The following is a 23079-nucleotide window of genomic DNA, read 5'->3' as shown; positions in this document are numbered from 1 at the left end:
CATGTCGAAACTGAAGCTTGGGCCGCTGCCCGATGACAAGCCGGTGAAGGTGACAGTGGAATTGCCCGCGACCGTTCATCGCGATCTTGTCGTCTATGCCGAGGTGCTGGGACGGGAGACGGGGCAACCTGTTGCCGATCCTGTCCGGCTGATCGTTCCCATGCTCGAAAGGTTTATGGCAACGGATCGCGGCTTCGCAAAAGCACGTCGCTCGCCCCAATCTGCGAAGCCGCTTGCCTAAGCTTCGCGGCCTTGGCAGATGCCGCCTTTGCCATGGAGAGCAACCTGCGGAACGAGGGATTGTCGTTCGCCGGAGACCAGACCGCCGAAAATGGAAGCATCTCGCCGGCGATGGGCCGGTATGTGATGTCTGGAAGCGCGGCCACTGTCATGGCCTCGCTTACCAGCGTAAGGCCCTGGCCGATCGCCACCAGAGGCAACAGATTGTCCCGGCCGACCGATTGAACCTGGATTTCGGGATGCCGGCCGAGGTCCGCCAACTCCCGCACCAGATGGTCATGGATCTCCTGGCCCGGCGCAGCTTCGCTGACGATGAAGGGCTCATCGGCGAGGTCTCTCCACATCACCTCGTCCAAAGCCGCCAGGGGGTGGAGATCGGGCAGCACAACGAAAACCCGCTCGGACCACAGAGGCGCCCGGTCGCATCCGGGCCATTCCCGGTCGCCGGTCAGGAAGGCGACGTCGAGGCGGAACTGGCGGATGGCCGCGACGTGTTCGGCAGGATTGCCATCGATCAGTTCGATCCTGACGTCTTTATGAGACCGACCATAGCTTGCCAGCAGCTTTGCCAAAAAGCCCGAAGCGATGGACGAATAGATGCCGATCCGCACTCGTCCCTGCTCGGATCGTCCTGCGGCGGCAACTTCGTGAGCGCCTTCGTCTATCGTCTTGATAGCCCGACGCGCGCGATGAAGGAAACGCTGCCCCGCAAAGGTCTGCGATACGCCCCATGCGTGCCGGTGAAAGAGTGACGCGCCCATCCTGTCTTCGAGGTCGGCGATGCAACGGCTGATTGCCGATTGCGATAAACCTAACGAACTCCCTGCCTTTCGGAAGCTGCCATGTTCGGCAGCGGCTATGAAGTAGCGAAGGTGACGAAACTCGATGGAGTCAGGGAACTTGGCGGTCTCCTTCATCCGAGGGCCGCCGTCCGGATCATATGCTCACGGACCATAGGCAAGCCAATTGTCCCTCTCCGATTGTCGAGCATTCACGCGATGACGAGATGTATCGCGCGTAGCGGGTCACAGCCAGATTATACAACATTTGAACACATAAACAACTGTTCAATATTTGTATGGAGACGGGAGATGATCGAGAGAGGCGATGCCACCGCCAGTCCATCATGCCGGGGTCTTAAAACGAGCCCGTGGCGCTTGAGGATCGCGGTCTTGGCATGTCGGATGCTTGCGGCTTACAACAGTGGCAAGGTCAAGCAGATAGTTTCTGAACTTTGCCTCTTGACCTTCCAACGGTGGAAAGCCCCATTTCCCAGAGGACTCAAATCAAGGAGCCCTCCATGTATCTCTTCACCGTTCCCAACATGACATGCGGCAGTTGCGCCAAGTCGGTAACCAAGGCGCTGCAAAGCGTTGATGCCGCCGCGAAGATCGAGACTGATCCGCCCAAGCGTGAGGTCCGTGTTGAATCATCCGCGACCGAGGCGGACCTGCGTGCCGTTCTCACCGAAGCGGGCTATCCGGCCGAAGGCGCCGCGGCGGCCGCCTGATGCTACCTCCTGCCTACTGATCGCGAGCGCCAAGCCGCTACCGAAGGTGTCCCCAGGTTCATAGCAGTGTCAAAATGGGCAGTCCTTGGACTGCCCATTTTGTTTTCGAGGATGAGCCAGATCTTCAACGTCGAAGGTGTCAGCATTGCTCTGTACGCGGTCACTGCCCATCGGCTCTAGAGGCTCCGGGCAGATGGCAAAAAAATCGCGCAGCCGGTTGACAGACATATACTTGAACACCTATTCAATTGTTGACTTGATGTAATCGGAAACGAGCAATGGCAAACTCATCACACTCCCACAGCGACCATGACGGTCACGACCACTCCAAGCACGACCATAGCCACGGTGGCAGCCACGATCATGACCACTCGCATGTCCCGACAGTCACGAAGGACAACGAGCGCAAGATCCTCATTTCGTTCTTCATCATCTTCACTTTCATGATCGTGGAGGCCGTCGGCGGCGTGATCTCGGGCTCGCTCGCGCTGCTTGCCGATTCCGGCCACATGCTGACCGACGCAATTGCGCTCGGCCTCGCCTATGTCGCCTTCCGCCTCGGCCGCCGCGCCGCCGACAGCCAGCGCACCTTTGGCTATGCCCGCTTCGAGGTAATCGCCGGCCTGGTCAACGCCCTTACACTGTTCGGCATCGTCGGCTTCATCGTCTATGAAGCTATCGAACGGTTCCGGGAACCCCAGCCGGTCCTCGCTGGCTCGATGTTCGTCGTTGCCATTATCGGCATGCTCGTGAATCTCTTCGTGCTTTGGTATCTGACGCGCGGAGATTCCGAGCACGTCAACGTCAAGGGCGCCATCCTGCACGTCATGGGCGACCTGCTCGGCTCGGTCGGCGCGATCGTTGCAGCTATCGTGATCTGGTATACGGGCTGGACCCCCATCGACCCCATCCTGTCGGTCTTCGTGTCCCTGCTGATCCTGCGCAGCGCATGGAGCCTGCTCAAGAACACCTTGCACATCCTGCTCGAAGGCGCACCTGTTAACGCCGGAAGCACCCAGATCTCCGAACATCTGCTCAAGACCGTTCCGGGGCTTCAGAAAGTCAGCCATATCCATGTCTGGTCGCTGACCTCCGGTCGTGTGCTGGCGACGCTTCAGGTGCAGCCGACGGAAGATGCCGATATTCGGGGTGTCTGCAAGCAGGTCGAGCATGAGTTGAAGAGGAAGTTCAGCATCGAACACCCGACGATCGGCATCGACTGGGACGGTATGGCCAGTTGCAGCCTGGAGGAGCCGAACACCGCAGCGCTCTCCCATGCGGGTCATTCGCACTGACCGGCTCCACTTGAGGGAAGGGTTCATTCGAAAGGTCGTGTCCGTCAAGGTGGTGTAAATTCCCGGATGGCCTGAGGTCATGATCAGGCGGCTTTCGTGGTAATGCTGAGAATGGGGTCGATCTCCTCCTTGTCGATCTGGGCGAAGGCCTCGACCATCATGTAGCGGCTTGATGTCTGCCAGTCGTCGTTGGCTTCGAACAGGACGGCACCGATCAGACGTGTGATGGAGGCTTCGTTCGGAAAGATCCCGACGACGTCGGCGCGACGCTTCACCTCTTTGTTCAACCGCTCGATGGGGTTGGTCGAGTGCAGCTTGGTGCGGTGCTGGCGGGGGAAGGACATGTAGGCCAGAACATCGTGCTCGCTGGCATCCATGAGGTCTGCGAGCTTTGGCCAGCGGGGGCGCAGCTGTTCTGAGACCTTGTGCCAGATCTCACCAGCATGGGTGCGGTCAGGCTGGTCGAAAGCCTGGCGGATCGCCGCGGCGACCACAGTGTGCTGGCCCTTCGACACGTGGGCGAGTGCATTCCGCATCCAATGAACGCGGCAGCGTTGCCAAGTCGCCTCGAAGACGCGAGCGATGGCAGCCCTGAGCCCCGTGTGCGCGTCGCTGATGACCAGGCGCACGCCGTCCAGTCCCCGAGCTTTCAAGGAACGCAGGAACTCGGTCCAGAATGTCTCGGCCTCCGACGGCCCGATGCCCAGGCCGATGATTTCCCTGCGCCCCTCCGTGTTGGCTGCCACGGCGATTATGGCCGCGACTGGCACGATACGCCCGCCCTGGCGGACCTTGAGGTAGGTCGCGTCGAGCCAGACGTAGGGCCATTCGCCGGTCAACGGGCGGTTCAGGAACTCGCCGACCCGCTCATCGATGTCCTTGCACAGCTTCGACACCGTGCTCTTGGAGATGCCGGACAGGCCCATCGCCTGCACCAGCTCGTCGACGCGACGGGTGGAGACGCCGCCGATCCACGCTTCCTGGATTACGGCCACCAACGCCTGTTCAGAGGTCTTCCGAGCCTCGAGGAAGCCCGGGAAGTAGCTGCCCTGCCTCAGCTTCGGTACCCGCAGGTTCAGCGTGCCCAGACGGGTATCGAGCGCGCGCTCACGATACCCGTTCCGCCATGTCGTTCGTTCGCCGCTGCGCTCGTGGCGCCCAGCACCGATCAAGCTGTCGACATCGGCCTCCATGATCAGTTGCAGCACCGCCTCGGCGATAGTGCGAAGGAAATCGCCCTGGTCATGCTTGGCCATAAGCTCGGACAGGTCCATGTTCGTCTTGGTCATCGGGGTCTCCGTGTGATCCGTGGTTGAAGTCGCCAAACTCCACCTCGATCATACACCTCGGTGACCACCCGGGATTACACCTTCGACGGCGCTGAAATTACACCACGTGCGTGGACGCTACCATTCGAAAGATCGGAAAGGTAACGACGTGAATACGGCAGAACCTATCTCATCGCAGGATCTGAACTTTCTGGCCGAGGCCTTCCGCCTGCAGGGATCACCCAGCAGGCGGAAGATTCTCCTGCATTGCGAAGACAGTCCGAAGTCAGTGACCGATATTTCCGAGGCGCTGGAGCTATCCCAGTCACTCGTTAGCCATCACCTGCGTCTTCTCCGTGGAGCGCGGCTGGTGACGCGCGTTCGCCATTCGAAGCAGATGTTCTATGAGGTCACAGACAGGCATGTCGGTGACATCCTGCTCGACATGCTTTCCCATGCGCGTGAGGAAAGACGGAACGATCCGCAAAGCGACGGCATTGCTCGCCACTCATGAGTCCTGAATTTTCCCGCAACACCACGAAGCCGAAGCGCCTGCTTGCGGCAATGTTTGCTACCTCTCGATAGCCGTGCTGCCAAGATCGGCTCGTTACAGGTCGGCCAGACATGAGGCATTTGTCTGCCGGTGCCCTCGACGCCTACAGCCGGCTTCGGATGCTCTCCATCTGGTCAATCTCCTCGCGCTGCGCCCCGATGATTGCCTCGCACAGCGTCTTCAGTTCTGGGTCAGCGAGCTTCGCCTCACGGCACATCAGGATCGCCCCGGAATGATGCGGGATCATCGAGTCGATGAACTGGCCGTCATCAATCAGTGCCTGGCTTCGGGTCGCCCAGAAGGAACCGGCCGTCAGGAGGGCGAAGACGACATAAAGGACAATATTCACGCTGGGGTTCGGAAACATGCCCGGCATCGTCGCTAACATGAAGATGCCCATCGGTGCCCACATGGTTATCGCCATGTAGAGCATGTTCAGATTGTTCCGGAAGTCGCCCCAACCGTCGATCATCGAAAACATCACGACATACATGACGACGAGGCCAAGGATCATGTTGATCCAGAACATCAGATAGGGACGGCCATGGGAGCCGTGGCTATTCCCCGAATGCCCCCCATGAGCCGTGTGGCCGCTCGCCATTTGATCGTCCTTTCGCGGTTGTCAGTGTCCAATGCCCATCGGCTTGAAGATCATCCAGACCGCCATGCTGATCATCATGAGGTTCTCGGTGAGCGACACGAAGCCGAGCGGCACATTGCTGTCGCCGCCAACGCAGGCGCATTTCAGCTCGCGCTTGTCGATATAGACCGCCTTGAACACCGAGACGGCGCCGATGCCACCGATGAACAGCGCGACGGGGATCGACACCCACATCAGCGCGCCGGCCATCATCAGGACACCGGCGAGTGCCTCCGCGAAGGGATAGATGTAGGCATATCGGACCCATCGCTGCGCCAGAAGGTCGTAGTTCAGGAACATGGTAGCGAAGCCTTCCACGTCCTTCAGCTTCTGAAGGGCAAGAAGGCACATCGCGATGGCGATGAACCATTCGGCGGCCTGGACCGTTGCGAGGTTTCCGAACGCCGCCCAGCTCGCGGCCAGCGCCATCAGCGCGGCCATCGCGAACAGCGCGATCACCGGCTTGTAGGTGACGGCATCCTTGTCCTTGACCTCGCCGCCGAAGAACCGGACGAGATCGTCATACCCGCCGATCCGCTTCCCGCCGATAAACGTCTGCGGCGTCGATTGAACATTATGCTTTGCCTTGAAGGCGTCCGTTTCGGCGCGGGTCGTCAGATGGTGATCGTCGACCTCGTAGCCTCCGCGCTTGAGCAGATCGAGCGCCTTAAGCCCGTAAGGACAGGTATGGTTTTCCATCACCATTCGATGAAGCTCGGCGCGTTTGGCAGCATGGGTCGCCATTGTCTGATCCCTTCGATCTATAGTTTCGCCTTTGCGAACACCTCGACCAACTCGTTGAACTTAGCCCGCTGAAGGTCGGCATCGCCCGAGGCGATCGCCTCCTCGACGCAACAGGCGGCATGCGATCGCAACACCTGGTTCTCCACCTTCGACAAGGCGGCTTTGACCGCGTGGATCTGGTTGAGAATGTCGATGCAGTATCGCTCGTCCTCGACCATCTGACCGACACCGCGGACCTGGCCGGCGATCCGGTTGAGCGACGCAATGATCTGCTTCGAGTTTTTATTGCACATCCATCTACCCCTACCCGGTATGGGTATATATACGTTTGAGGAAAGGTTTCGTTCCCGCAAAACCCAAGAGTTTTGCCGGCCTGTCAGCATCGAAGCAAATAATTGTGGGAGTTCCGATGGACGATACTGCAACTGTCCGGCGCAACATCACCGTGCTGACCGCCGCGCAGGCGCTCGGAGGATCGAGCGCGCCGATCGTCATGTCGCTCGGCGGCCTGGTCGGCCAGCAGCTTGCCGACAACCCCGCATGGGTGACGCTGCCGGTCAGTCTCTTCGGTCTCGGGCTTGCAATCGGCACGCTGCCGGCCGCATTCGTCATGCGCGCCTGGGGACGCCGGGGCGGTTACCTGTTCGGTGCTTTATTCGGCGTCGCGGCGGGTCTCATTGCCGCGCTTGGCATCTTCGCGACATCGTTCCTGCTGTTCTGCGTCGGCTGCTTTACCGCCGGTCTCTATGGCTCCTACGTCCAAAGCTATCGCTTCGCCGCTGCCGACGCTGCCGAGGGCGCTTTGAAGGCAAGAGCAATCTCCGAGGTGATGGTCGGCGGGCTCATTGCCGCCGTCATCGGTCCGCAACTCGTCATCTGGACACGCGATTCCTTCCCCAGCACGCCCTATGTAGGCAGCTTCCTCAGCCAGGCGGCGCTTCCGCTACTCTCCATTCCCATTCTCCTGATGCTGCGCACGCTGAAATCGGCTTCGCAGTCGGCGTTGGAAAGCTCGGGCAGATCCCTAATGGAGATACTTCTGATGCCCCGCTACATGCTGGCGGTCGCGGCCGGCGTCGTCTCCTACGGTCTCATGGCTTTCGTCATGACGGCCTCACCGATCGCGATGGTCAACACCGGCCATTCGGTCGACAGCGCCGCGCTGGGAATCCAGTGGCATCTTCTGGCGATGTTCGCGCCGAGTTTCGTTACTGGACGTCTCATGACGCGCTTCGGCAAGGAGCGTGTGACGGCGGCAGGGATGCTGCTCATCGCTGTCTCGGCCGTGGTCGCGCTGGCGGGGCTTGAGCTGATCAATTTCTGGGGGTCTCTCGCTATCATGGGGATCGGCTGGAACTTCAGCTTCATCGGAGCGACGGCGATGGTCACCGACTGCCACACCCCCGGCGAGCGTGCCAAGGCACAGGGCGCGAACGACTTCATGGTGTTCGGCGCGACCGCCGCCGTCTCGTTTCTGGCAGGCAGCGTCCTGCACAGCTCGGGCTGGGCGACGATCAACTGGTTGCTGTTTCCTCCGGTCGCCCTGATCCTCGTGCCTTTGCTCTGGCAGGCGGCGCGTAAGCCGCAAGACTGAACCCAATGTCCCCGCCGTTGCCTTCGGCTGGAACATTGCAGAGTTAAAACCGCACTCAGCGCCTTCGCGGTCGAAGGGCGGAGGATGCGGTTATTGCAGCGAGCGACTAACCGCGCCGGAACGAGGCCGGATCGAAAGATCCTCGTTGTCCTGGTCGGTTTCAAGGCGCTGGAGGATCGGGCAATGCGGGCGATGGTCCCCATGGCAGGCATTCACCAGCATGGTGAGCGAGTGGGCCATGTCTTGCAGAACCACGATCTTCTTCTCCAGCGCGTCGATATGGCCTTGGGCCAGGCGCTTCACTTCCGCGCTCTGCCGCGTCTCGTCGCGCCAGAGGTTCAGCAAGTCGCCGATTTCGGCCACCGAAAAACCGAGGTCGCGCGCGCGGCGGATGAAGCGCAGCATGTGGACGTCGGTATCCGAATAGTCGCGGTAGCCGGAGTCCGTCCGGTCGGCGGCCGGGATGAGGCCGGTCTGCTCGTAGTAGCGGATCATCTTGGCCGAAACGCCTGATGCCTTTGCTGCCTGTCCGATGTTCATCATCAATCTCCCGTATGGTGCGACAGCCGACCCTTCATATAGGGTCGGCTGTCTGGTTCTTCAGTTCGCAACCTTGAAAGTCTTGAGCCGCAGCGCATTGCCGAGGACGAAGACGCTCGACAGGGCCATGGCGCCGGCGGCGAAGACCGGCGACAGCAGGATGCCGTAGCCCGGATAGAGCAGACCGGCGGCGACCGGGATCAGGGCCGTGTTATAGGCGAAGGCCCAGAACAGGTTCTGCCGGATATTGCCAATCGTCGCCTTGGACAGCGCGATGGCGTTCGGCACCCCGGTCAGGCTGCCTGACATCAGCACCACGTCCGCCGCCTCGATGGCGATGTCCGTCCCCGTGCCGATGGCGAGGCCCACATCTGCCTCTGCCAGCGCCGGAGCGTCGTTGATGCCGTCGCCGACGAAGGCCACCTTGCCATACTCGGCCTTGAGGCGACGGATCGCCTCGACCTTGCCGTCCGGCAGCACTTCCGCCACCACCTCGTCGATGCCCAGGCGGGCCGCGATGGCCTTGGCCGTCCGCTTGTTGTCGCCGGTGATCATTGCGACCTTCAGGCCGAGGTCGTGCAGCGCCTTGATCGCGGCAGGCGTCGTCTCCTTGATCGGGTCCGCAACGGCAATGATCGTCGCCAGCTTGCCGTCGATCGCGGCATAGAGAGGTGACTTGCCCTCGTTGCCCAGACGTTCGGCGACCTTGGCGAAGCCCGCCACATCATGGCCGAGTTCGACCATGTAGCGGTCCGCGCCGATCTCGACACGCTTGCCGTCGACCACGGCCTTCACGCCGAAGCCAGTGACCGACTCGAAGTCCGACACTGCGGGCAGTGCGATGCCTTCCGCCTCGGCCGCGTCCACGATGGCGCGGGCGATCGGGTGTTCCGACTTGGCTTCAACGGCTGCGACCAGGCCCAGCACCGTCGTCCGCTCGAAGCCGGCGGCCAGTTCGAGGTCGGTCAGGGCCGGCTTGCCTTCGGTCAGCGTGCCGGTCTTGTCGACGGCTACCACCTTGGCATCCTTCAGCAGTTGTAGAGCTTCACCCTTGCGGAAAAGCACGCCCAGTTCCGCGCCCCGGCCGGTGCCGACCATGATCGAGGTCGGCGTCGCCAGACCCATGGCGCAGGGGCAGGCGATGATCAGCACAGCGACGGCATTGACCAGCGCGAAGGTCAAAGCGGGCGAGGGGCCGAAATAGAGCCATGCAGCGAAGGTGAGCGCGGCGACGGCGAAGACTGCCGGCACGAAATACATCGTCACCTTGTCGACCAGAGCCTGGATCGGCAGCTTCGAGCCTTGCGCTTCCTCGACCATGCGGATGATCTGCGACAGCACGGTATTGCCGCCGACCGCCGTGGCGCGGATCGCGAAGGCGCCCTTCTGATTCACGGTTCCGGCAACGACCTCGCTGCCGCTCGTCTTGGACACCGGGATCGGCTCGCCGGTGATCATGGATTCGTCAACATAGCTTTCGCCTTCGATGACCTCGCCGTCGACCGGGATACGGTCGCCGGGGCGGACCTCCACGACGTCGCCGGACAGCACCGAGTCGATCGGCAGATCCACCGTATTGCCGTCACGGCGCACGCGCGCCGTTTTGGCCTGAAGGCCGACCAGACGCTTGATCGCTTCCGAAGTGCGGCCCTTGGCGCGGGCCTCCAACAGCCGGCCGAGCAGGATCAGCGTGACGATGACCGCTGCGGCTTCATAATAGACGTTCACCGTCCCGGCAGGCAGGAAGCCCGGCGCGAAGGTCGCCACCAGCGAATAGAGGTAGGCAGCGAGTGAGCCGACGGCGACCAGCGAGTTCATGTCGGGAGCCAGCCGCCAGATCGCGGGAAGGCCCTTGTCATAGAAGCGGATGCCGGGCACGAACAGTACCAGCGTCGTCAGCACGAACTGAAGATACCAACTGTTCTGCATGCCGATGGTCGCGGCGATCATGTCGTGCGCGCCCGGAATGAGGTGCGACCCCATCTCCAGGATGAAGACCGGCGCGGTCAGCACCGCCGCGATGGTAAAATCGCGGGTAAGCTCCCGGCGTTCGGCTTCCTTCTTCTCGGCGCGATCATCGACCTCGGCCTGGCTCGACCCGGTTGCCGCTGCGATCACCTTGGCGTCGTAGCCCGCGTTCTCGATTGCCGCGATGACGGCCGCCGCGGCGGCGGTTCCCTGGATCGTGGCCTTCTCGGTTGCGAGGTTGACGACGGCGTTGGTGACACCCGGCACGGCCTTGAGGGCTTTTTCGACACGCCCGACGCAGGAGGCGCAGGTCATGCCCTCGATCGCGACCTCAAGCGAAGCCGCCGCCGGCGCAGTGAAACTTGCCGAAACCGCGTAGCCTGCGTCTTCCACGGCCTTCACGACGACCGCTCGGCCCACCGGGCCGTTCGTCGTGATGCTGGCTTTCTCGGTAGCTAGGTTGACCACGGCATTGGCAACGCCGGGGATGGCCTTGAGGGCCTTTTCCACCCGCCCCACGCAAGAAGCGCAGGTCATGCCTTCGATCGGCACCTCAAGGAGAGCAGATTTCGGCGCACTGAAGCTGGCCGGCACTTCATAGCCAGCTTTCTCGACAGCCTTGACGAGCGCTATGCGATCAACCGTGTCGTTCGTCGTGATGCTTGCCTTCTCGGTCGCCAGATTGACGACCGCGTTGGCGACGCCGGGGACGGCCCTCAGGGCGCGCTCGACACGGCCGACGCAGGATGCGCAGGTCATGCCCTCTATAGGCAGGGAAATTGCTGCATTCATCTTGTCCGCAGCTCGAACAGGGGCATCCATTGCCGCCTCCTTTCTAAGTCAGAATTCGAGTTCGGACACTGATATGCTCCTTCCAACGATGGGAAGGTCAAGGGTAAAAATTACTTTTCGATTCCTCTTGACCTTACCATCTTTGGAAACCCCAACTTAAGGACCATGAGAACCGAACCCAAAGGAGAAAGCTCATGGAACTCAAGATCGAAGGCATGACCTGCGGCGGTTGCGCCAAGTCCGTCACCAAGGCGATCCAGTCGGTCGATCCGACCGCCAAGATCGACACCAACCCAGCCCAGCGGACAGTCAAGGTCGAGACGACCGCAACCCCCGCTGTCCTTCAGCAGGTTCTCGAAGAGGCTGGGTATCCGGCGACCGTGAATTGAACAGGAGCAAGATCATGCACAAGCTGACCCCGATTTTCATTGGCGGCGCACTCGCCATCAGCGCCGGCCTCGCCATCGCACAAAGCCAACTGAACACGGATACCACCATGCAAGGCCACGAAATGCCGGGGCATTCGATGCCGGCCTCCGACAACCCATCCACGCAGGCTTATATCGAAGCCAATGATCGCATGCACAAGGACATGATGGTCGAGTTCACCGGCGATGCCGACATCGACTTCATGCGCGGAATGATCCCGCACCACCAGGGCGCGATCGACATGGCGCGGGTCGTTCTGCAATACGGTACCGATCCTGAGGTTCGTAAGCTGGCCGAGGACGTGATCTCGGCCCAAGAAGGCGAGATCGCCATGATGCGGGAATGGCTCACCGCACGCGGGCAATAAGAATCGCACCCGCGGCAACGCCTCGCAGATCCACAAATTTGGGGGCATTCTGCGAGATCGCCCATACCGGGCCGGGCTGTCCAGTTTGAAACGGCACATGAAAAGCCAGCAGCGAAGTCGTTCGCGGCTGGCTTTTGTCACTGGCGGACTCGGACCGCGGCAGATCACTCTACCGTCGCTGCCGCCACTTGCTCTTCCGGCGTGAAGAAGACATCGGCGTGCATGTCTTCGGGACGCAGGCCCCGCGCGAAAACCACGTCCATCGCCGCATCGACCATCGGGGGCGGACCTGCAACATAGGCTTTCCACCCGTCGAAGTCGGCGAGATCCTCGACCACCGCATCGGTCACGAAGCCGTGCCGATGGAGTGCTGCCTGCATATCCGACAGGACAGCCGTAAAGCTGAGGTTATTATGACGGTCCGCCAGTGCCTCGAAATGCTCGACGAGATAGAGGTCGCGCGCGCCGCGTGCGCCAAAGTAGACATGGATCGGCTGCTTCATGCCGTGAGCAAGGGCCGTTTCCACGATCGACTTGATCGGCGCCAGACCGGAACCGCCAGCGATGCACAGGATCGGGCCGGAATGATGCTGACGGAGGTAGGAGGAGTCTAGCGGAAATTCGAGCGTCACCTTGTCGCCGGCTTTCAGCGCGTCATGGACGTGCTGTGACGTGATGCCCCCCGGAACCTTGCGAATGTGGAATTCGAGGCTGTCGTCGCCGTGACGATTGGCCATGGAGTAGCTGCGCGCAGGCACACCATCGAATCCGACCTGGGCATACTGACCGGCCGTGAAGAGCAGGGGAGAGCCGTCGGCAGGCGCGATCCGAACCAGCTTGATGTCGTGAGTGAGGTCATCGAGGCCGATCACGATGGCATCCAGCCGTCGAGGAGCCGTAACGGCATCATCGTCATCGCTGCCCAGCCAGGCGACTGCCGCATCGGTCTTCGGCACCGCACGGCATGCCAGGATCAGGCAATCGGCCTTCTCTTCCTCGCTGAGGGCGAAGCGAGAATGCTGGAGCAGCTCCACCTTACCCTCGATCAGGCGGGACTTGCAGGAGCCGCAGCGGCCGGACCGGCAACCGTGAGGATAGGGGATGCCGGCGGCGAGCGCGGCGTCGAGAATTGTTTGGCCCTCATGGACCTCAAGGCTGGTCCGCGCCTGCCGGATGTCAACAAACTTGCTCGTCATCTGCGTCTCCTCACAGGCTCCCGGCGAGCCCGAGCGCCTTGACGAGGCCCGGCTTCTGGCTCGGGAAGGTCCCGTAGAAGACGTCCGATCCGATGATGGTGATCGGAGCGACCCGGACGCCGGTCCGGGCCTTTGCCTCCTCGGCGATCTTCGGGTCGGTGAGGTCGCGTTCCTCGTAGGCGAGGCCCTGTTGGTCGAGCCAGCGTTTGAGCGTGTGGCAGTCCGGACAGGTCGGTGTGGTGTAGATGAGAATCTGGGGGGTGCTGCTCTCCGTCATCGGTCTTGCCTTTCTCTGAATTCGACATGGTTGCCCCGCTGCCTAGCCGCGTAACGGCGGGCGGATTTGGCAGGATTGTCGTCAGCGTGCGGCTTCCAGCGCTTGTAAGGTCAAGACTGTTCTTGCGCGGAAAAGGAAAATTCGAGATGTGACGCAGGGGCAGAGAAGGGCAGCGCCAACTGTCCCGCCGATCGACAGCGACCGTGTTTCGCATTGTAATTGCGCGCCCATCCGGTAGATTGGGCGGGACCAAACAACGCGGACAGCTCTTGGCGGTCAAATGCCGGCAGGTTCCGTCCCAAAACTCAGGTAAATCTAGCAGATGACTGCTCTCAAGAAGACAAACATCAAAAAGCCGGACGAACGTGCGATCTCCGCACATGCGGAGGCTGAAGGCCATCTCCTGCTTCCTTCGCTCTCACAGAACGAGGTCACGATCCTGGCGGAAACGTTTCGGCTGCTTGGCGATCCCTCACGGTTGAAAATCCTGTTGAGTTGCGTCCCGGCGCCGATCTCGGTGGGCGACATCGCCGAGCGGCTCGACCTGTCCGTGACCCTCGTCAGCCACCATCTGCGCCTGCTGCGCGGGGCGCGTCTCGTCAAGGGCGATCGCCAGGGCAAGCAGATCTTCTACGAGATCGCCGATCATCACGTCAGCCATGTTCTTCAGGACATGGCGACGCATATTTCGGAGGACCATGCGGACGACTGATCTGCCGGGAAAACAGCACTATTTTCAAATGAACACTTGAATAGCTGTTCAAGTGTGTTATTTACTCCTTCCGAAGCCGCGCATGGCGTCTGAGCACGCGCGCCCGCTGCGGCGGCCGGAAAGGAGATCGGAATGACAACTGGACTTTCAACGCCGGGCGCTGATGAGCGGCTCGGCTTTCGCGTCGACGGCATGGATTGCGCAAGCTGCGTCGGCAAGATCGAGACGGCCTTGGGCCGTCTGGGAGGTATCTCCGAGGTAGCCGTCAACTTCGCTACCGAGACACTCTTGCTATCCCGCGATGCGACGAGCAAAACGACCTCGAAGGATATCGCCAAAAAGATTCGCTCGCTCGGGTTCGACGTGACGGAACTGCCGGCTTCTGCGATTCCCGCCGCGCCTGTGCAGCGCTCCGACGCCCATGCCGGTCATGATCACAACGGCTGCGCCGGCGATCACGGTGCTTGCGGTGGCGATCACGACCACGCTCACCACGATCATGATCACGGCCACGGTGGCTGCTCTGGACATGATCATGCGGGCCATGCGCCAACTCCGCGCGCCGCACCGGTCTCTCCGCCCAATGTCTCGATGCGCGTCGAGGGGATGGATTGCGCAAGCTGCGTCGGCAAGATCGAGGTCGCGCTGGCGCGGATGCCAGACGTTTCCGACGTGCGCGTAAACTTCACGACCGAAACGCTCGAACTGACGCTCGGCGCCGGCGCGCTCACCAAGGTCGCGGACATCGAAAAGACGATCAAGAGCCTCGGCTTCGGGGTGTCCAACACACGCGAGCTTTCGGCTTCGTCCGATGCGGCCATCGACGTCGAACCCGCGCCAGCGATGCGCAATCAGCGCTGGTGGCAGACCCGCAAGGGCAAGCACGTCATCGGCCTCGGCCTGCTGATGGGCTCGGCCTACGTCGTTGCCCAGTTCATCCCGCTTTATGCGGAATGGATTTTCGCTGCTGCCGTCATTGCCGGTGTCATTCCCTTTGCTCGCAAGGCGTTCGCGCTCGCGACCTCGGGTTCTCCCTTCTCCATCGAAACGCTGATGGTCGTCGCCTCGATCGGCGCCCTCGTGATCGGCGAGGCTGAGGAGGCGGCGGCGGTCGTGTTCCTGTTTGCTGTCGGCGAGCTGCTCGAAAGCGTCGCGGCCGGGAGAGCGCGTGCCGGCATAAAGGCTCTCGCGTCGCTGGTGCCAAAAACGGCTGTTCTCCTCGACTCGAATGGCGGCCAGCGCACCGTGCCGGCATCGGCGTTGCGAGTGAATGATCTCGTTCTCGTGCGGCCGGGCGACCGCGTGCCGGCCGACGGACAGATCCTACAGGGAACCTCCAGTCTGGACGAGTCGCCCATTACCGGCGAGTCGGTGCCGCGCTCGAAGACCACTGGCGAAAGTGTGTTCGCCGGTTCGATCAATGTTGATGGTGTCCTCCAGGTCAGTGTCGAGAAGACTGCCTCTGACAATACCATCTCGCGCATCATCCAGCTAGTTGAGCAGGCGCAGTCGGCCAAGGCCCCGACCGCTCGGTTCATCGAGAACTTCAGCCGGTATTATACTCCGGCGGTGATGCTGATCGCCGCGCTGATCATCACCGTCCCGCCGCTGGCGATGAACGGCGATTGGGACACGTGGATCTACCGTGGTCTCGCCCTTCTACTCATCGCATGCCCCTGCGCGCTCGTTCTTTCGACGCCTGCAGCGATCGCCTCGGGCCTCGCCGTGGGTACGCGCCGCGGTCTGCTGATCAAGGGCGGCAATGCGCTCGAAACGATTGGCAAGGTTCGCGCCATTGCTTTCGACAAGACGGGAACGCTGACCGAAGGCAAGCCGCGTGTCACCGAGGTTCTCGCGCTCGGAAACAATGAAGAAAGCGATGTCATTGCTCTGGCAGCGGCGGTTGAAACAGGTTCAAGCCATCCGCTTGCCAAAGCAATCATCGGACGCGCCGAAACCGACGGTATCGCCGTTCCGCTCGCTCGGGACGCATCGGCGACCGCCGGCAAGGCCGTGCATGCGACTGTAGCCGGGCGTCGCCTCGCAGTCAGTTCCCCGACCCATGCCGCCAAGGCGGCAACGCTCGGCGCGCTGGAACGCAGCGCCATCGAGAAGCTCGAGGATCTCGGCAATACGGTTGCCGTTCTTTTCGACGAGCAGGCAAGGGAAGTCCTCGGTCTCATAGCCCTGCGCGACGAACCGCGCCGTGACGCGCGCGAGGGCGTTGCCCAGCTCAAGGCGATGGGCGTTCGCTCCGTCATGCTGACCGGAGACAACCAGCGCACCGCCCAGGCGATCGCCAAGGGTCTCGGTATCGAGTGGAGCGCCGAGCTGCTTCCGCAGGACAAGCTCGATCTCGTCAACGAGATGAAGCGGAAGACCAAGGTGGCCATGGTCGGCGACGGCATCAACGATGCTCCGGCGCTGGCGACGGCGGACGTCGGGATCGCCATGGGCGGCGGAACCGATGTGGCGATCGAGACCGCGGACGCCGCCCTGCTCAAGAGCCGTGTCACGGACGTTGCCCATCTCGTCGCGCTTTCGCGCGCCACCATGGCCAACATCCACCAGAACGTGATCTTCGCTCTTGCGCTGAAGGGAGTGTTTCTCGTCACCAGCGTCCTTGGGCTTACTGGCCTCTGGATCGCGGTACTCGCAGATACGGGCGCGACCGCCATTGTCACACTGAACGCTCTGCGGCTCCTGCGGTTCAAGGGTGCCAAATCCCCAGAGGATAGCGGCCGTGACGAAGGAATGCCTTCACGCCAGCTTATCGCGGCCGAAAGTCACTAATTCCCTGCACTAAAGACGTCGCCAGTCATCAAGACTGGCGGCGTCGGCCAACCGGGCCTGCTGGTTCACCGATCTAAATTTGGGAACGGCGCCGGCTCGAAGATGTCGGCGAAGTACGGAATGCGGCAGTCCGCGGCATGAACTGATGATCGCGTCAAGGGCCTATACGGAAATCGTTTTCCAAAGGTCTTGACCTTCCTATCGTTGGAAACCGCACCTTCGTCGAAAATGCACTCGCCGCGCCCTGGTCGCTGGGTACGCGCGCCCTATGAAGGTGAACGAGAATGAGTAAAAAAGCCGCCGCTCTGCGATTGGTCGGTGCTGCTATCGCGGTCGGTACTCTTGCAATCATATATCGAGAGGACATTGGCCCGTATACAAAGGGCCTGAGGTAGCGTCCACGCACGTGGTGTAATTTCAGCGCCGTCGAAGGTGTAATCCCGGGTGGTCACCGAGGTGTATGATCGAGGTGGAGTTTGGCGACTTCAACCACGGATCACACGGAGACCCCGATGACCAAGACGAACATGGACCTGTCCGAGCTTATGGCCAAGCATGACCAGGGCGATTTCCTTCGCACTATCGCCGAGGCGGTGCTGCAACTGATCATGGAGGCCGATGTCGACAGCTTGATCGGTGCTGGGCGCCACGAGCGCAGCGGCGAACGAACGACATGGCGGAACGGGTATCGTGAGCGCGCGCTCGATACCCGTCTGGGCACGCTGAACCTGCGGGTACCGAAGCTGAGGCAGGGCAGCTACTTCCCGGGCTTCCTCGAGGCTCGGAAGACCTCTGAACAGGCGTTGGTGGCCGTAATCCAGGAAGCGTGGATCGGCGGCGTCTCCACCCGTCGCGTCGACGAGCTGGTGCAGGCGATGGGCCTGTCCGGCATCTCCAAGAGCACGGTGTCGAAGCTGTGCAAGGACATCGATGAGCGGGTCGGCGAGTTCCTGAACCGCCCGTTGACCGGCGAATGGCCCTACGTCTGGCTCGACGCGACCTACCTCAAGGTCCGCCAGGGCGGGCGTATCGTGCCAGTCGCGGCCATAATCGCCGTGGCAGCCAACACGGAGGGGCGCAGGGAAATCATCGGCCTGGGCATCGGGCCGTCGGAGGCCGAGACATTCTGGACCGAGTTCCTGCGTTCCTTGAAAGCTCGGGGACTGGACGGCGTGCGCCTGGTCATCAGCGACGCGCACACGGGGCTCAGGGCTGCCATCGCTCGCGTCTTCGAGGCGACTTGGCAACGCTGCCGCGTTCATTGGATGCGGAATGCACTCGCCCACGTGTCGAAGGGCCAGCACACTGTGGTCGCCGCGGCGATCCGCCAGGCTTTCGACCAGCCTGACCGCACCCATGCTGGTGAGATCTGGCACAAGGTCTCAGAACAGCTGCGCCCCCGCTGGCCAAAGCTCGCAGACCTCATGGATGCCAGCGAGCACGATGTTCTGGCCTACATGTCCTTCCCCCGCCAGCACCGCACCAAGCTGCACTCGACCAACCCCATCGAGCGGTTGAACAAAGAGGTGAAGCGTCGCGCCGACGTCGTCGGGATCTTTCCGAACGAAGCCTCCATCACACGTCTGATCGGTGCCGTCCTGTTCGAAGCCAACGACGACTGGCAGACATCAAGCCGCTACATGATGGTCGAGGCCTTCGCCCAGATCGACAAGGAGGAGATCGACCCCATTCTCAGCATTACCACGAAAGCCGCCTGATCATGACCTCAGGCCATCCGGGAATTTACACCACCTTGACGGACACGACCGGGCCTGATGTCGCTGGTCTCTTCGACATCGGCATCGGAAGCTGAGGCACAGCCGGCGCAGATGCCCGTCCCGCAAGTTCCCGTGGCTGAAGTCATCATTCGCCAAGTTGCGGCTTCTACGGAATTCACTGGCCATCTCGAAGCGATGAAGACCATCGAACTGCGTTCGCGTGTTGGCGGTGCAATCGATACCGTGAGTGTCCCCGAAGGCGGTATGGTGCAACCTGGAGACCTTCTCTTCCAGATAGATCCCAGACCTTTCGAGGTTGCATTGAATGCAGCAAAGGCTCAGTTGCAGCAGGCCAATGTCCTGCTTGAACAAGCCGAGACCGACTTCAGGCGTACAGAATCGCTGTCTCCCAATGGTACGGTATCACGCAAAACACTCGATGACGCGCAAGCGCTGCTCGGTCAGCGCCAAGCCCAGGTAGAGATTGCCAAGGCGGCTGTCGCGGCTGCCGAGCTCGACCTTTCCTACACAAGGGTCACTGCCCCAATTGCCGGACGCGTTGACCGGGTTCTTGTCACGGAAGGCAATCTTGTTGCAGGCGGCAATGCCGGTGCGGCTACGTTGCTCACCACGATCGTCTCGGTCGATCCACTCTATGTTTATTTCGATATTGACGAGGCCACCTATCTCGGCTTCGTCGGTAATGCGCGCGCGCCCGAAACGGGCAAGGTCGCGGAAAAGCTTGTTGTCCAGCTCGGTCTGATGACCGATACAGGCTTTCCGCATACCGGCCAACTCGACTTCCTTGGCAATCGTGTCGACCGGAGTACGGGCACGATCCGCGCCCGGGCCATCGTCAGGAATTCCGACGGCAGGCTGACTCCCGGCCTCTTCGCACGGGTCAAACTCGTTACCGCGCAACCGGCTCAAACCGTTCTTATCGACGATCAGGCGATCGGCATCGATCAGGGACGGCGCTACGTCCTGGCGCTTGGCCCCGAGAACAAGGCGGAATACCGCCCCGTCGAAATCGGACCTATGGTCGACGGACTGCGCGTCGTCTCCAAAGGTCTCACTCCGACTGACAAGATCATCATAAAGGGCCTTGTGCGCCCCGGTATGCAGGTTGTCCCGCAGATGGTCTCAATGCTTCCAGGGCAGGCTGCTGACGGCGAGCGGGCCTCCGGGCAAGCGCAGGAGGCGCGTCGATGAACATTCCGCGCTTCTTTGTCGACCGCCCGATCTTCGCGGTCGTTCTCTCCGTCTTGATGCTGATCGCCGGCGGCCTGACGCTGCTGAAGCTCCCGCTCAGTGAGTACCCGCAGGTGACGCCGCCGACAGTCCAGGTCACTGCGAGCTATCCGGGCGCCAATCCCGAAGTGATTGCCGAAACAGTCGCCGCTCCGCTGGAGCAGGCGATCAACGGCGTCGAAAACATGCTCTACATGAGTTCGCAGGCAGCGACCGACGGACGCATGACCCTGACAATTGCGTTCAAACAGGGCACTGACCCCGACATGGCGCAGATTCAGGTGCAGAATCGGGTTTCTCGCGCCTTGCCCAGGCTTCCGCTGGAAGTGCAACGCATCGGTGTCGTGACGCAGAAAACCTCCCCCGACATCCTTATGGTTGTCCATCTCGTCTCACCTGATGACCGCTATGATCCGCTCTATCTGTCGAACTTCGCGATCCTTCAGGTGCGCGACCAACTGGCCCGCTTGCCGGGCGTGGGCGACGTCATCCTCGGGGGCGCTGGCGAGTATTCAATGCGGATCTGGCTCGACCCTGCCAAGGTGGCCGCGAGGGGGTTGACTGCCAGCGACATCGTCGCGGCGATTCAGGAACAGAACGTGCAGGTAGCAGCCGGCTCGGTCGGTCAGCAACCGGAAGCCTCGGCTGCCTTTCAGGTCACCGTCAACACGCTTGGGAGGCTTTCTAGTGAGGAGCAGTTCGGCGAGATCGTCATAAAGGCTGGTACGGACGGCCAGGTTACCCGTTTGCGCGACGTCGCCCGTATCGAACTTGGCGCAGATTCCTACGCCCTTCGCAGCCTGCTGGACGGCAAGCCGGCACTCGCGATGCAAATCATCCAAAGTCCTGGCGCAAATGCGCTCGACGTGTCGAGCGCCGTCCGCACCACCATGGCCGAGTTTCAAAAGGGCTTTCCGGAAGGCATCGAATATCGGATCGCCTACGATCCCACGGTGTTTGTGAAGGCGTCTCTCGAGGCCGTGGTCATGACGCTGCTAGAAGCCGTCGTGCTGGTGGTCATCGTCGTCGTGCTGTTTCTCCAGACCTGGCGGGCGTCGATCATCCCCCTCGTCGCCGTTCCCGTCTCCTTGGTCGGCACGTTTGCGCTCATGTATATGTTCGGCTTCTCGCTGAACACCTTGTCCCTCTTCGGCCTCGTTCTCTCGATCGGCATCGTGGTCGACGACGCGATCGTCGTGGTCGAGAACGTCGAGCGCCACATCGCGCTTGGAGAAACGCCGAAAGAGGCGGCGCGCAAAGCCATGGATGAGGTGACAGGACCGATCGTCGCCATCACCTCCGTCCTGTCGGCCGTCTTCATTCCATCCGCGTTCCTGTCTGGCTTGCAGGGCGAGTTCTACCGCCAGTTTGCGCTGACGATTGCGATCTCGACCATCCTGTCGGCGATCAACTCTCTTACGCTCTCTCCCGCGCTTGCTGGCGTGCTGCTGAAGCCGCACCACGGTGACGTGAAGCGGGACCTTCCTACACGCGTGATCGACTTTCTGTTTGGCTGGTTCTTCCGGCTGTTCAATCGCTTCTTCGACGGCGCCTCGAACGCCTATGTCTGGTCGGTGCGCCGTGCCGCGAGGCTCAGCGTTCTCGTCCTGCTGGTCTATGCCGGCCTGGTCGGCATGACGTGGGTCGGCTTCCAGACGGTGCCCAACGGCTTCGTGCCGGCCCAGGACAAATACTATCTCGTCGGCATCGCCCAGCTCCCGACCGGCGCTTCGCTCGACCGGACCGAGGCCGTCGTCAAGAAAATGTCGGAGATCGCACTGGCCGAGCCGGGCGTTGAGAGTGTCGTTGCTTTCCCGGGGCTCTCGGTCAACGGGATGGTCAATATCCCCAACGCAGCGGTCATGTTCACGATGCTGAAGCCGTTTGACGAACGAAAGGACCCGTCGCTTTCCGCCTTTGCCATCGCCGGCAAGCTGATGGGCAAGTTCAGCCAGATCCCCGATGGCTTCGCCGGTATGTTCCCGCCGCCGCCCGTTCCGGGTCTCGGTTCCACCGGCGGCTTCAAGATCCAGATCGAGGACCGAGCGGGCCTGGGCTTCGAGGCACTCGCCCAGGCTCAGGGTGCGATCATGGGTCGGGCGATGCAAACGCCCGAACTGGCGGGAATGCTGGCGAGCTTCCAGGTGAACGCGCCGCAGGTGCAGGTCGATATCGACAGGGTGAAAGCGAAGTCGCAAGGCGTTCCGCTCAACACGATCTTCGAGACATTGCAGGTCAATCTCGGCTCGCTCTATGCGAACGACTTCAATCGCTTCGGTCGCACCTACCGGGTGATGGTGCAGGCGGACGCACCGTTCCGCATGCAGCCCGAGGACATCGGCCGCCTTAAGGTGCGCAATTCAGCCGGCGACATGATCCCCCTCTCGGCCTTGCTCACCATCAAGCACAGCTCTGGCCCCGATCGGGTTATGCACTACAACGGCTTTCCGTCTGCCGATATCAGCGGAAGTCCCGCGCCCGGATATTCGTTCGGGCAGGCGACGGCAGCGATGGAGCGCATCGCATCGGAGACCCTGCCGCCCGGCATGGCCTTTGAATGGACCGATCTCGCCTATCAGGAGAAGCAGGCCGGCAACACCGCCATGTTTGTCTTCCCGCTGTCCGTCCTGCTCGCGTTCCTGATCCTCGCGGCGCAGTACAACAGTTGGTCGCTTCCTTTCGCGGTGCTGCTGATCGCTCCAATGGCGCTCCTCTCGGCGATCGCCGGGGTGTGGTTCACCGGCGGCGACAACAACATCTTCACGCAGATCGGATTTGTCGTTCTGGTCGGTCTTGCCGCGAAGAACGCAATCCTGATCGTTGAGTTCGCCCGAGCGAAGGAGGACGAAGGGGTCGATCCGTTGGCTGCCGTCCTCGAAGCGGCTCGCCTGCGTCTGCGGCCGATCCTGATGACGTCGCTCGCCTTCATTGCCGGCGTGGTTCCGCTCGTCATCGCCACCGGAGCGGGCGCCGAAATGCGGCACGCCATGGGCATCGCCGTCTTTGCCGGCATGCTCGGCGTAACGCTGTTCGGCCTGCTTCTGACGCCGATCTTCTATGTGGTTGTGCGCCGGCTTGCGATCAGGCGGGACCCGTCGCCCCAACAGGCGACCAAAGCCCATGCCTGAGCAGGTCGACACACGATTCCGCGCCGGGGCGGCCCATGGGCCGTCGCCGCACCCCGGCGCGGTC

Annotated in this window: 21 protein-coding genes; 12 read left to right on the top strand and 9 right to left on the bottom strand. The window is 61.7% G+C overall.

Translation table 11 applies throughout. From position 1 onward, the window contains the following. Position 1 precedes the first annotated feature (1 nt). Positions 2 to 241 (top strand): DUF2274 domain-containing protein, encoded by a 240-nt coding sequence (locus tag DY252_RS20730; RefSeq protein WP_064790346.1) that lies wholly within the window; start codon positions 2 to 4, stop codon positions 239 to 241. On the opposite strand, the gene DY252_RS20725 is transcribed toward DY252_RS20730, so the two are convergent. Next, positions 174 to 1157 carry a LysR family transcriptional regulator gene (locus DY252_RS20725; RefSeq protein WP_064790347.1) on the bottom strand — a complete coding sequence of 328 codons (984 nt, stop codon included), beginning with the start codon at positions 1155 to 1157 and terminating at the stop codon, positions 174 to 176. The genes DY252_RS20730 and DY252_RS20725 overlap by 68 nt on opposite strands. A 383-nt stretch (positions 1158 to 1540) precedes the next feature. Here DY252_RS20725 and DY252_RS20720 point away from each other — a divergent pair, with 383 nt between their 5' ends. Both DY252_RS20720 and DY252_RS20715 read left to right on the top strand, forming a co-directional pair. Next, entirely contained in the window at positions 1541 to 1750 is a 210-nt protein-coding gene (locus DY252_RS20720) for a heavy-metal-associated domain-containing protein (protein ID WP_064790348.1), read from the top strand. Positions 1751 to 2028: 278 nt separating this feature from the next. Beyond that, positions 2029 to 3045, top strand: coding sequence for a cation diffusion facilitator family transporter (locus DY252_RS20715; RefSeq protein ID WP_064790349.1), 1017 nt, complete (start codon positions 2029 to 2031; stop codon positions 3043 to 3045). An 83-nt stretch (positions 3046 to 3128) separates the two neighbouring features. Here the strand turns inward: DY252_RS20715 and DY252_RS20710 are convergent, their stop codons facing one another. After that, positions 3129 to 4334 (bottom strand): IS256 family transposase, encoded by a 1206-nt coding sequence (locus DY252_RS20710; RefSeq protein WP_064790855.1) that lies wholly within the window; start codon positions 4332 to 4334, stop codon positions 3129 to 3131. Positions 4335 to 4482: 148 nt separating this feature from the next. Here DY252_RS20710 and DY252_RS20705 point away from each other — a divergent pair, with 148 nt between their 5' ends. Continuing rightward, positions 4483 to 4827 carry an ArsR/SmtB family transcription factor gene (locus DY252_RS20705; RefSeq protein ID WP_245960864.1) on the top strand — a complete coding sequence of 115 codons (345 nt, stop codon included), beginning with the start codon at positions 4483 to 4485 and terminating at the stop codon, positions 4825 to 4827. 142 nt (positions 4828 to 4969) lie between these two features. Here DY252_RS20705 and DY252_RS20700 read toward each other — a convergent pair whose 3' ends face one another. Genes DY252_RS20700 through DY252_RS20690 form a run of 3 tightly spaced genes read right to left on the bottom strand, consistent with a single transcriptional unit; the run spans position 4970 to position 6543 of the window. Continuing rightward, on the bottom strand, positions 4970 to 5467 hold the full coding sequence (locus tag DY252_RS20700; RefSeq protein ID WP_064790836.1) for a DUF305 domain-containing protein: 498 nt from the start codon (positions 5465 to 5467) through the stop codon (positions 4970 to 4972). A 21-nt stretch (positions 5468 to 5488) separates the two neighbouring features. Then, positions 5489 to 6250, bottom strand: a complete 762-nt coding sequence (locus DY252_RS20695) for a MauE/DoxX family redox-associated membrane protein (protein ID WP_064790835.1) — start codon at positions 6248 to 6250, stop codon at positions 5489 to 5491. A 17-nt stretch (positions 6251 to 6267) separates the two neighbouring features. Next, entirely contained in the window at positions 6268 to 6543 is a 276-nt protein-coding gene (locus DY252_RS20690; RefSeq protein ID WP_064790834.1) for a metal-sensitive transcriptional regulator, read from the bottom strand. A 116-nt stretch (positions 6544 to 6659) separates the two neighbouring features. Here DY252_RS20690 and DY252_RS20685 point away from each other — a divergent pair, with 116 nt between their 5' ends. Further along, the gene (locus tag DY252_RS20685) at positions 6660 to 7844 is read left to right on the top strand and encodes an MFS transporter (RefSeq protein ID WP_064790833.1); all 1185 of its coding nucleotides are present in this window, start codon (positions 6660 to 6662) and stop codon (positions 7842 to 7844) included. Between the two features lie 90 nt (positions 7845 to 7934). Here DY252_RS20685 and cueR read toward each other — a convergent pair whose 3' ends face one another. Both cueR and DY252_RS20675 read right to left on the bottom strand, forming a co-directional pair. Further along, complete coding sequence (cueR, locus tag DY252_RS20680) at positions 7935 to 8387, bottom strand: Cu(I)-responsive transcriptional regulator (protein ID WP_425451884.1); 453 nt, start codon at positions 8385 to 8387, stop codon at positions 7935 to 7937. Between the two features lie 57 nt (positions 8388 to 8444). Further along, the gene (locus DY252_RS20675) at positions 8445 to 11174 is read right to left on the bottom strand and encodes a heavy metal translocating P-type ATPase (protein WP_082923644.1); all 2730 of its coding nucleotides are present in this window, start codon (positions 11172 to 11174) and stop codon (positions 8445 to 8447) included. A gap of 164 nt (positions 11175 to 11338) precedes the next feature. On the opposite strand from DY252_RS20675, the gene DY252_RS20670 reads away from it, so the two are divergent. Both DY252_RS20670 and copM read left to right on the top strand, forming a co-directional pair. After that, positions 11339 to 11533, top strand: a complete 195-nt coding sequence (locus DY252_RS20670) for a heavy-metal-associated domain-containing protein (protein ID WP_064790831.1) — start codon at positions 11339 to 11341, stop codon at positions 11531 to 11533. A 14-nt stretch (positions 11534 to 11547) separates the two neighbouring features. Further along, positions 11548 to 11940, top strand: coding sequence for a CopM family metallochaperone (copM, locus tag DY252_RS20665; protein WP_064790830.1), 393 nt, complete (start codon positions 11548 to 11550; stop codon positions 11938 to 11940). A gap of 164 nt (positions 11941 to 12104) precedes the next feature. Here copM and DY252_RS20660 read toward each other — a convergent pair whose 3' ends face one another. Together DY252_RS20660 and DY252_RS20655 are read right to left on the bottom strand one after the other, a co-directional pair. Then, positions 12105 to 13136: a 2Fe-2S iron-sulfur cluster-binding protein gene (locus tag DY252_RS20660; RefSeq protein ID WP_064790829.1), complete on the bottom strand. Its 1032-nt coding sequence runs from the start codon at positions 13134 to 13136 to the stop codon at positions 12105 to 12107. Positions 13137 to 13146: 10 nt separating this feature from the next. Continuing rightward, positions 13147 to 13413, bottom strand: a complete 267-nt coding sequence (locus tag DY252_RS20655; RefSeq protein WP_064790828.1) for a glutaredoxin family protein — start codon at positions 13411 to 13413, stop codon at positions 13147 to 13149. 322 nt (positions 13414 to 13735) lie between these two features. Here DY252_RS20655 and DY252_RS20650 point away from each other — a divergent pair, with 322 nt between their 5' ends. From DY252_RS20650 to DY252_RS20630, 5 genes are all read left to right on the top strand, one after another. Next, positions 13736 to 14125, top strand: coding sequence for an ArsR/SmtB family transcription factor (locus DY252_RS20650; RefSeq protein ID WP_197482613.1), 390 nt, complete (start codon positions 13736 to 13738; stop codon positions 14123 to 14125). Positions 14126 to 14257: 132 nt separating this feature from the next. Beyond that, complete coding sequence (locus DY252_RS20645; RefSeq protein ID WP_082923643.1) at positions 14258 to 16918, top strand: heavy metal translocating P-type ATPase; 2661 nt, start codon at positions 14258 to 14260, stop codon at positions 16916 to 16918. Positions 16919 to 17430: 512 nt separating this feature from the next. Then, positions 17431 to 18636 (top strand): IS256 family transposase, encoded by a 1206-nt coding sequence (locus tag DY252_RS20640; protein ID WP_064790855.1) that lies wholly within the window; start codon positions 17431 to 17433, stop codon positions 18634 to 18636. A 57-nt stretch (positions 18637 to 18693) separates the two neighbouring features. Beyond that, a complete protein-coding gene (locus DY252_RS20635) occupies positions 18694 to 19848 on the top strand; it encodes an efflux RND transporter periplasmic adaptor subunit (RefSeq protein ID WP_082923445.1) in 1155 nt (384 codons plus the stop codon). Beyond that, positions 19845 to 23015 carry an efflux RND transporter permease subunit gene (locus tag DY252_RS20630; protein WP_064788632.1) on the top strand — a complete coding sequence of 1057 codons (3171 nt, stop codon included), beginning with the start codon at positions 19845 to 19847 and terminating at the stop codon, positions 23013 to 23015. Before DY252_RS20635 ends, DY252_RS20630 begins: the two co-directional genes overlap by 4 nt. Positions 23016 to 23079 lie beyond the last annotated feature (64 nt).

The sequence above is a fragment of the Thalassospira indica genome (assembly GCF_003403095.1).
GTDB lineage: Bacteria > Pseudomonadota > Alphaproteobacteria > Rhodospirillales > Thalassospiraceae > Thalassospira > Thalassospira indica.
Note: the sequence above shows the minus strand (reverse complement) of the source record. Positions and strands in the feature narration are given on the sequence as shown.